Annotated in this window: 9 protein-coding genes and 2 pseudogenes; 2 read left to right on the forward strand and 9 right to left on the reverse strand. The window is 59.4% G+C overall.

From position 1 onward, the window contains the following. Both IVB36_RS20895 and IVB36_RS20900 read right to left on the reverse strand, forming a co-directional pair. Positions 1 to 1,471, reverse strand: a 1,471-nt coding sequence (locus tag IVB36_RS20895) for an autotransporter-associated beta strand repeat-containing protein (RefSeq protein WP_247392891.1), incomplete at its 3' end; no start/stop codon positions are given. A 341-nt stretch (positions 1,472 to 1,812) separates the two neighbouring features. Beyond that, positions 1,813 to 1,995 carry a hypothetical protein gene (locus IVB36_RS20900; protein WP_247368670.1) on the reverse strand — a complete coding sequence of 61 codons (183 nt, stop codon included), beginning with the start codon at positions 1,993 to 1,995 and terminating at the stop codon, positions 1,813 to 1,815. A gap of 424 nt (positions 1,996 to 2,419) precedes the next feature. On the opposite strand from IVB36_RS20900, the gene IVB36_RS20905 reads away from it, so the two are divergent. Continuing rightward, the gene (locus IVB36_RS20905; RefSeq protein WP_247392892.1) at positions 2,420 to 3,217 is read left to right on the forward strand and encodes a helix-turn-helix transcriptional regulator; all 798 of its coding nucleotides are present in this window, start codon (positions 2,420 to 2,422) and stop codon (positions 3,215 to 3,217) included. A 1,053-nt stretch (positions 3,218 to 4,270) separates the two neighbouring features. On the opposite strand, the pseudogene IVB36_RS20910 reads toward IVB36_RS20905, so the two are convergent. Next, a pseudogene (locus IVB36_RS20910) lies at positions 4,271 to 4,425 on the reverse strand (uridine phosphorylase); the annotation flags it as partial. A 17-nt stretch (positions 4,426 to 4,442) separates the two neighbouring features. Between IVB36_RS20910 and IVB36_RS20915 the strand changes: the two are divergent. Continuing rightward, positions 4,443 to 5,066, forward strand: a complete 624-nt coding sequence (locus IVB36_RS20915) for a class I SAM-dependent methyltransferase (RefSeq protein WP_247392893.1) — start codon at positions 4,443 to 4,445, stop codon at positions 5,064 to 5,066. 104 nt (positions 5,067 to 5,170) lie between these two features. Here IVB36_RS20915 and IVB36_RS20920 read toward each other — a convergent pair whose 3' ends face one another. The 6 genes and pseudogenes from IVB36_RS20920 to IVB36_RS20940 form a co-directional block, all read right to left on the reverse strand. Beyond that, a complete protein-coding gene (locus tag IVB36_RS20920) occupies positions 5,171 to 5,584 on the reverse strand; it encodes an MAPEG family protein (protein ID WP_204511027.1) in 414 nt (137 codons plus the stop codon). Positions 5,585 to 5,629: 45 nt separating this feature from the next. Continuing rightward, positions 5,630 to 6,115 carry an SRPBCC family protein gene (locus IVB36_RS20925; protein WP_204511026.1) on the reverse strand — a complete coding sequence of 162 codons (486 nt, stop codon included), beginning with the start codon at positions 6,113 to 6,115 and terminating at the stop codon, positions 5,630 to 5,632. Beyond that, a complete protein-coding gene (locus IVB36_RS20930; RefSeq protein ID WP_018456332.1) occupies positions 6,112 to 6,429 on the reverse strand; it encodes a metalloregulator ArsR/SmtB family transcription factor in 318 nt (105 codons plus the stop codon). Before IVB36_RS20930 ends, IVB36_RS20925 begins: the two co-directional genes overlap by 4 nt. A gap of 201 nt (positions 6,430 to 6,630) precedes the next feature. Continuing rightward, positions 6,631 to 6,755, reverse strand: a pseudogene (locus IVB36_RS40485) (GrlR family regulatory protein); the annotation flags it as partial. A 17-nt stretch (positions 6,756 to 6,772) separates the two neighbouring features. Continuing rightward, positions 6,773 to 7,756: a dienelactone hydrolase family protein gene (locus IVB36_RS20935; RefSeq protein WP_247392894.1), complete on the reverse strand. Its 984-nt coding sequence runs from the start codon at positions 7,754 to 7,756 to the stop codon at positions 6,773 to 6,775. A 468-nt stretch (positions 7,757 to 8,224) separates the two neighbouring features. Continuing rightward, positions 8,225 to 8,416 (reverse strand): hypothetical protein, encoded by a 192-nt coding sequence (locus IVB36_RS20940; protein WP_247392895.1) that lies wholly within the window; start codon positions 8,414 to 8,416, stop codon positions 8,225 to 8,227. Between the last annotated feature and the right edge of the window lie 156 nt (positions 8,417 to 8,572).

The following is an 8,572-nucleotide window of genomic DNA, read 5'->3' on the forward strand; positions in this document are numbered from 1 at the left end:
CGACCGTGACCTTGCCCGCAAGGTTGGCGGTGCCGGTCACAACCGTCATGTCGCTCGATGCGCCCGATATCTGCACCAGATAGGTCGATGCCGCCGTCAATGTCAGGCTGCCGCTCACCGTCAGCGTGCCGATCGAATTGCCCGGCGCCAGCGTGCCGCCGTTGACGTTGGTGTTGCCGACGATGCCGCTGCCGCCGAGCGTGCCGCCGGGATTCACGGTGACGCCGCTTGCCGAGGTGATATCGCCGTTGACCGCCAGCGTGCCGCCGTTCACGGTGGTCGCGCCGGTGTATGTGTTGATAGCGGACAGCGTCATCGTGCCGGTACCAACCTTGACGAGTGAGGCGCCGGTGCCGCCGACAGCGCCACCGTCGGCAATGACACCGGTGACGTTGGTGGAGAGGTTGTTGCCGCCGACCGTCAATTCGTTCTGACCAAGGCTGAAGAGCCCGGCGCCATTGATCGAGCCGGCGCTGAGCTTGTGATCATTGTTGGGCCCTGTCGAGTCGCTGAAATCCGTAACGCTCGAAGCGCCGTTGGTGATGGCGGCGTTGCCGCCCGTCGCGAAGTTAGCGAATTCCAGGCTGCCGTTGTTGATGATGGTGGCGCTGCCGCCTGTGCTGGTGTCAGCGAATTGCAGCCCGTTGTTGTTGATGATGGTGGCGCTGCCGGCGGTGCTGGCGTCCAGGAAGTCGAACCCGCCACCGTTGGTAATGGCGGCGCTGCCGGCCGTGCTGCTGTCGTTGAAACCGATCGTGATGCCGTTTGCAGTGTTAGTGATGGTGGCGCCGCCCGCCGAGCTGCTGCCGTTGAAAGCGATGGAGCTCCGGAAGCCGCTGTTGGTGATCGTGGCGCTGCCGCCCTGAACGCTAATGCCGGCACCGCTGAAAGTGAGAGTTTGAAGGAAGTTGTGGTTGTCGAGAACATAGTTCGAGGCGCCTGGACTGAAGGTCCAACCGCCGACCGTGGTGTCGGCCGAGAGCGTCAGCGCGGTCGTGTTCGAGCTGCCAAACAATGCGGTGCCGACTGGCACCGTCGCCGGGGCCCAGTTTGCGGCGGTGTTGTAGTCGGCAGTGCCAGGGTTGGCCAGCCAGGTCGCATCCTGTCCCAACGCCGGGACCGCGATCCCGACCAATCCGGTTGATGCCAAAGCCAGCAGCGCGGCCCGTCCGTTCGAAAACCGTCCAAAGCCCGACATTGCCCCACCTGACATCTTGTTGTGAATGCTGCTGCTGTTTTGCAGCCGCGTCGTCGAACCGAGCTTGACCTTCATGACGTAACTCCAGAAACGCTCTTGTTTGCCGTGTCGACGACCGGGAATGTCTCGCGACCGGAGCACGAAACAGAAAAGCGTTGCATGGCTGGATCCTTGAAAACGGCAAACAATCGTCACGGCGCGACGATTGCGAGGCGGGGTGGTATATCGGCAACGTGTTCTGCACGCGCTTAAGTTCTGCGGAGGCCCGCTCAACTATGTCGTTACGCAGAGAGAATCCGTCTTCCCAGTCACCGCGCCGAATATCGCGTCACACGAGGGGTCTGAGAACTACCTAGAAAGGTGGTTCGCTGCGATTTATGAGCGCCGGCGCATCGACTCCGCGGATCGGTTTGCAATCCAGCAGCGCCGTCAATCGCACGACAGGCATATCGGCTCAGGTTGGGAATGCGCGCCCTCGTTGCTCGAAACATGTCCGCAGATGATCCAGGCGGCGGCGTGCACGATGAGGAATGCGGCGGCGACTGCCAGCAGCCAGCCCGTTTCATTGTGGGCATGGGATCGGGCCGCCAATCTTGTTTGCGTCGCTCTGCTCGTCACCATTCTTGTTCTCCGGACGTTTTTTGGGCTTCGTTTCCGAGCAAATGCTCACATTGGCGTATGACGCGGCTCGCCAGGCGGCGCCGCGACGCATGCAGTGCCGAGATGATGAAAGCGACGATGCCGTGCTCTTCTGGCTCGACGAGCCGATCAGAAACCCGGCAGGCTGGCCGGATCATGAGATTTCCATGCCAATCAACTTCCGAGAGCGACGGAAACGCGTGCAAAAGCGGCTTGATCAGGGAACGCTAACGCCCGGGGCGGATCGACACCCTTGCCGGTGGCTGCTGCGCAAAGGCTGAGAGTGTAATCAGCACCGCGGATGACAGGGCGAGGAAAAAACCGCGCCGCCATCGCCTCTCCGTCCGGCCTTCGCCAGGCCTTTGAGGCCGGCGCGCGCCCGTCGTCGTACGCATCGTCGATCTCCCAATGTCGTTACGCTGAGAGAATCTGTATTCCCGGTAACCGTGCCGATATCGCGCCATTTGGTGCATCTGAGAACTACCTGGAAAGGTGGTTCGCTGTACTTTATGTATGCTCGCGGAGGTCGAAGGCCTCTGGGGTCGCCTCTGAGCTCGGCGACCGGCACAATCTGGAAATGACATGCATCTCTCCACGGATCCCATCGATCCGCTAAATCAAGACGTCTATGCGCTCTGGGATCAGCTGGCCGACTTCTCGGTCGCCGACAGTGACGCCGCGCTGACCCACCTGCTGTCCGCACTGCGCACCATGTTGTCGGCACGCAATGTGCTGTGGGGCGTGGTCGTGCGATTGCCTTCGCCGAAGCGGACCGATCCCCTGCTCGGCTGGCGTCCGCGTCTCGTCAGGGTGCTGGACCCGATACCGGCGGTGGCGGCATCCGTGCAGAAGCAGTACGATACGCTCTGGTCCGACGACGTCGACCTGTCCCAGATCTTGTCAATGTTGGGCGACGAGCCGTTCCGCGTCCGCCTGCTGTTCGAAACGCTGCCGCCGGAATGGTTCAAGGGCAAGCACTATCGGCGCCACTATCTGGACGTCGGCTTCGCCGACAGCATCTCCGTGCGCATTGCGCTCAATGACGATTTGAGGATTCGCCTGTTCGTATTTCGTGATGCGCAGCAACCCCGCTTTACGGCACCGGACGGCCAGCGTCTGGGCTTCGTGATGCGCGCCTTGAGATGGTTTCACCGTCAACAATTGCTCAGCCACGGACTGCTCATCGCCAACGCGCCCCTCACACCCGCTGAACGCCGCGTGTTGCTCGGACTGCTCGCCGGGGACACGGAAAGGCAGATCGCGCAGAAGCTCGAGCAAAGTCCGAACACCACGCATTTCCACGTCAAGTCGATCTACGCCAAGTTCGCCGTGCGCAGTCGCCAGTCCCTCGCCGCGCTGTGGCTCGGCAGGCTGCGATAACGGCTGAAGCCGCAGGGCCGCCCTGGATGCCCTTCCCTTTCTGGCTCGTCTCGGACCTCGCTGAGATGCAGGAAGATGAATACGACAGCGATCGTTGGTCACGTTGGCGCTCGTAAACGTTGCCGAGGACAGCCAATTCTCGATTCGATGCGCACTTTCGGTTAGTCCCGCTGCGCGGATCATGGCTTCCCGAAGGGGGCCATGGGGGCAGCCTGTTTGCATCGCCTTCGAGGCGGTTAGCCTCGAGCATAAGCCTATCCTGCAACGACAATGTGGGTTGTACGGCTTTGGTGCGCATAGTGCTCTCCGGGTAGGAGGCGGGAGCGCGATACTCTCAGTCACCGATAGATGCCGATGGCGGGGCGGTGATCGGCTGAGTCTACGCCCTATATGTGGGTTAAGCCACTGATGCCTTGGACAAGCTGAGCGATTGCGACAAAGAAAGGCAGGACGGGGCTAAAATCAAACCGGGCCACTGAGGTGGGAAACAGGCCAGCGCCCCTATCGAGGTTGAAATAGGCCGCTCTGAGTTTCGAAATTCCCCCTAAACGAAAACGCCACCAAGCCCAATAATGCTCAGTGGCGCCACGTTGGAACTGGAAACCGCAATCCTCCAGTAGACATTGGTCGGACCGCCGGCGTTTAGGTTCAACGCGGCCTCACTGTTGCTCGGGTTTGCAATGGAAAGCGGCCTTCTTGGCGGGCGCAGCTTCGATTAATTCAGTTATGCCATCGAGCGTAATTCGGTCGGTGATACGTGATGCTATGTACTTGTACCGCGCAATGCGCTGGTCGATCTCGTCACATTTCTCACACATAGCTCACCGCGATTGTCAAAGGCGGGAGCGTGCAGGACTCTCTGTCACCGATAAAAGCCAAGGACCGGGCGGCGATCACGAGACTCTAAACCAGATACTCAGTTCCAGATACAGGAACGAATTTGGGCCACTTCTTAATCAACTTGGGCCGGTAGCGTGGGAAACCGGCTCAACGAAGCAATCTTAGAAGTGATCGCCAGCTCGGAATTTGCAGGTCATGGTCCGCCTTGGGTCACCTGACGAGATCGCCGTCCGGGTCTAGAATGCAGACCTCCGGACATCCTGCCGTGGCAGGCCGCGCTGTCGCCGCGCTTCACGCAGGAGCGCCGAGGGCGAGAACACTGAAGGGATGGAGTAATGCTTGCGGTCGAGTATTGGCGGGGTCAGCATGGAAGGGATCGGGTTTCATGACGATTTCAGGCCGGGCGGCCCATTGGGAGAACGTATACGAGAGCAAGGGCGAACGCGAGTTAAGCTGGTTCCAGGAGAGCCCGTCGCCTTCGCTCGAATTGATCGCACTGGCCGCCGCAGAGCTTACCTCACCGATTGTTGACATCGGCGGTGGGGCGGCTCGGCTGGTCGATGCGCTGCTGGCGGCTGGATATGCAGATCTGACCGTCCTTGATCTGTCCGACGCGGCGCTCGCGGCCTCGCGTGCACGGCTCGGTGCCGCTGGCGACGCCGTGCATTGGATCGTCGCCGATGTGACGACATGGCAGCCAGCGCGCCATTATGACATCTGGCACGACCGTGCAGCGTTCCATTTTCTCACCGCGCCGGAAGAACAAGCGGCTTATGTCGCGTGCGTCCGAAGAACCGTAAAAATTGGCGGTCATGTCATCATCGGCACATTCGCAATCGATGGTCCGGAGAAATGCAGCGGCTTGCTCGTGACACGTCACACCGCTGACAGCATCACCGCACTGCTCGGCGCCGGCTTCACATTGACGGATCATCGGCGTCATAAGCACGCGACGCCGTGGCAATCGGTACAGAATTTCCAGTTCAGCAGCTTCATCAGATCATGCTGAATTTCACGCTGCAGCCCACGTCTGCAGGGCCACAACTTGCGAATTGCACAGATCGCTCGCTTCGGGCCAAAAGCCGCTGTCGTCAGGCGGCCAGCGTTGATACCCTAGTGGATGGCTGCCAGGGCGGTTACGACAATGAGGATGACCGTTACGAGGGCACCTGAAACATAGAGAATGGTTCTGACGCTGCCGCCTTTGGCCGCGTTACCGCCGCGCAAATAGACCGCAACGTGGATCAGACGAATTGCGACATAGACCCATACAAGCGTTGCAAGCGTGACGGGTCTTACCCCTGCCAACGTAGCCAGGACTGTCGGGACGACAAAAGGCGGCAGCGCCTCCACTGCGTTCATGTGGACGCGATCGATCCGGTACAGCAGGTTATCGTCATCCAACGGCAAGACAGGTCCGGAGAGTGCCCCGGCCCTGCCTTTGGAGAATCCTGAATAGACCGCCAGCAAAATTGACAGGAGGCAAAGGGCAAGCACCCCGACAATGCTAAGCCAGTAGGCTGTCATAAGGACCTCCGCAAATGCGATCACGTCGCATAGGTTACGCGGATATCAAGCCTCGCGGGCTATCCGCTCGGCGAACCGTTTCAGGTAGAGCGGCCAACCCTGATCGCCTTCAACGCCTTCGCTCACGCCTTCCCAACCTTGGCCATGACGTTCGAGGTGACGGTGCTCAAGTTCCAATCGAGTCCGGCTTGGCGTCTCGGCAATGAACCGCACCTCCCATTCACTGGTCTTGTCTGGATCGGTTTCGATTTGCCAGCGCGGGCTGATGTCCCAGCTTAGAAGCACGCGATTCGGCGGCTCAAAAGCCAACACACGCGCCCAGCGGCATTCGCTGCCGTCGACACCTCGATCATAGATGTGACCGCCGACCCGGGGCTCGAACACGGTCTCTGCGATGGGCACGGAGAGCAGATTGTGCTCGCGTGGTTTGAAGCTGCCGAAGTCTTCCGTAAAGACCTTAAACGCGCGCTCGATAGGCGCCTCAACCACGATCGATTGTTTGATGGGTGCCGCCGATACACGGATGCTCATTTCTGGTCCTCCACTGATTTTTCTACGGCCACTTTGTACGCAGCCAGTGTGCTGCTCCAGAACCGGTCAAGCCAGGCGCGCATCTGGCTGAGCCCCGCTGGATCGATGTGATAAATGTTGCTGGCTCCCTTCGGCTCGGCACGAACCAAATGAGATTCGCGCAGCACCTTCAGATGCTGAGAGACGGCTGACTGGGAGACAGTCAGTTCACGGGTGAGTTCAACGACAGTGCGCGGCCGCGCGCCCAGCAATGCGAATATTCGTCTGCGGGTCGAATCGCCCAGAGCGGCCAGTTGCACGCTGTCTTTAGCCATGCTTCGCCGAAGGGTTGCCGTTACGGTAGCGGATCTATCATTAGCCATAACTAATGATAAGCATAAACTAATGATCTCGTCAAACGTGCTGATATTGGGCCAGACGTCAGCTTGGGCTCACTTGCCGACCTCGCCGCGGTCGCACGTCAGGCCTGCGTTACCCTCTCGGCAGACATCCGAGATCTCTGAGTAACCGTTCTGGGCCCGCCTCATCAGCTTGAGCGATGCCGCCAATCGCAGGCTGCGCTTCCCGGCGAGTGCGATGCCTTCGAGCTCGCCGCGAGATAGTAGAAGAACGCATCGCCGCCCAGGATGCGGCCGTCCATCGCGCATAGATCGGCTGCTAACGGCTCTCGCCCTGGCGAACGAGAGTCTCTCGAAAGAAATTGATGATGCTGGCGTTGAACTCGCGATGGAATGCCGTCCTGTCGAAACCCGGCGGGTCAGTACAGAAGCGAGGAAGCTTCTCCGCGAACTCTGCTGTGCATGGCGACAGGAAAGCAAAATGACCGGCAGGCACCACGCGCACTTCCTTTTTGCCGGGCAGCGACTGAGCAACGAGCGCTGAGTTTTTCGGGTCTACGCCTGCGCCGCCAAACTCTGATCGCCAGATCAGCAGCGGGATTGTGATGTCTGCCAAGCGGTCGGCGGGAAAGGCAAAGTTAATTGCCGTATCGGCGAGCACTGCGGCTCGGATACGAGGTTCGTGAGGCAAGCTGCTTGGTATGTCGCCGCTACGGAGTTGCTCGCATGCCCGCGTTCGGTTCGCGTCCGAGCAGTAGAGCGCAAATCTCCGGAGATCGGGATTGCCGCCCGCCAACACCAATCCGGTATAGGCGCCGAGCGAAAACCCAAAGAAGCCGATCCTGGAGGAATCAATCGCAGCCCGGTCTTTCCAGTCATTCAAGATGAAATCAAGCAATCGGATAATGCTGGCGGGCCGGGTTGCCAGAATGGAAAGGCTGTCTCGTTGCGAGGAATCGTTTCCATTGTCACCCGGAAGGTTGATCGAGGCGACGACAAATCCAGCGTTTGCCAGGGCCTGCACCGTGTCATCGTGTTGTCCGAACCAACCGCCGCGTCCGTGCGAGACGATCACGAGTGGCAAGTTCGTTCCTGTGACGGGACAGTCCTTCGTACCTTCAATCGTTTCAATGAATTGGACAGTGAGTTTGCCGAGGGGCACTCGTTGCGCCGCTGCTGCGCAAGGGTACCATATAGCGCCAGCCAGATTTGGATCGGTATCCAGAAGCTGAACACCGGCAGCTTGCACAGGCGACATCAAGCAGCCGAGTACGGCAGCACAGATCCAATACAGTTTGGCCATCAGTGCCCCCATTCGCCAGCGAACTCTCGGATCAAACTTGGCCGAACTGTGCCGCATTGACTGCCGCTACCAGTCTCGCGCAGCTTGCACGTCGGTCCGCCTCCCGCTGAGCCGCAAGCAAGCAAGATGAAAAGACCAGTAAAACGCAGGGAAACGCGCCCATCGCAGCCCCGAACAACATGTGCGCAGCGTAGGTAGAGCTTGCCAAAAGGCAAGCTTCGGCTCTGTGACGTTGTTCACAATTATAATCTGGCTGGTCGTCCGAACGTCTGCAACGGGTTACAAGCCGACATCGCCGCGAGTCGCAGGGCCAGATACAGGCCCTAACGTTTGCTGGCAAACAGCTTGCGCTGCGCAAGATAACGTAAGAATCGGGCCAATCGACCTCTCTCTTAGATTCCGGAAGAGATTGCCTCCGGTCGGCATACTCGAAGTACAGCGTCCCGTGGACACCTTGCGCATCGCGCTTCAAAATGGGGCGCCCCATACGGGCGACAATATTCGCAAAGTCTGCTCTTCCCCAGCGCGTTCGGTAAAGTCCTCAATCAACTCCATGTCTTGGCCCGGGCCGGGAAAGATAGCAGCGAACTCATCATCGGTCGCTTGAAACAAGCTGAACGTCGCGTTGACCGCGCGATCTATAATCTGAATGTTCTTCAAGCTCTCGGAATCCACGACCATAGGCTCTCTAGTACCGATGCACCGAAGTCCGCTGCAGGCCGATTTTGTTGCAAAAGTCGAGACAAGTCACGAACCGTGATTCCGTTGTGTTGACGCGAATCTCGGCGAGGTCGATCCATGATGGGCCGTCTGAAG

The sequence above is a fragment of the Bradyrhizobium sp. 35 genome (genome assembly GCF_023073215.1).
GTDB classification, from domain to species: Bacteria; Pseudomonadota; Alphaproteobacteria; order Rhizobiales; family Xanthobacteraceae; genus Bradyrhizobium; species Bradyrhizobium canariense_D.

What these genes read in the sequence shown, in the direction of transcription:
- IVB36_RS20920 (WP_204511027.1), bottom strand. Translation starts at nt 5,584, where the DNA reads ATGACAGCCTACTGGCTTAGCATTGTCGGGGTGCTTGCCCTTTGCCTC.
- IVB36_RS20900 (WP_247368670.1), bottom strand. Translation starts at nt 1,995, where the DNA reads ATGATCCGGCCAGCCTGCCGGGTTTCTGATCGGCTCGTCGAGCCAGAA.
- IVB36_RS20930 (WP_018456332.1), bottom strand. Translation starts at nt 6,429, where the DNA reads ATGGCTAAAGACAGCGTGCAACTGGCCGCTCTGGGCGATTCGACCCGC.
- IVB36_RS20915 (WP_247392893.1), top strand. Translation starts at nt 4,443, where the DNA reads ATGACGATTTCAGGCCGGGCGGCCCATTGGGAGAACGTATACGAGAGC.
- IVB36_RS20935 (WP_247392894.1), bottom strand. Translation starts at nt 7,756, where the DNA reads ATGGCCAAACTGTATTGGATCTGTGCTGCCGTACTCGGCTGCTTGATG.
- IVB36_RS20905 (WP_247392892.1), top strand. Translation starts at nt 2,420, where the DNA reads ATGCATCTCTCCACGGATCCCATCGATCCGCTAAATCAAGACGTCTAT.
- IVB36_RS20925 (WP_204511026.1), bottom strand. Translation starts at nt 6,115, where the DNA reads ATGAGCATCCGTGTATCGGCGGCACCCATCAAACAATCGATCGTGGTT.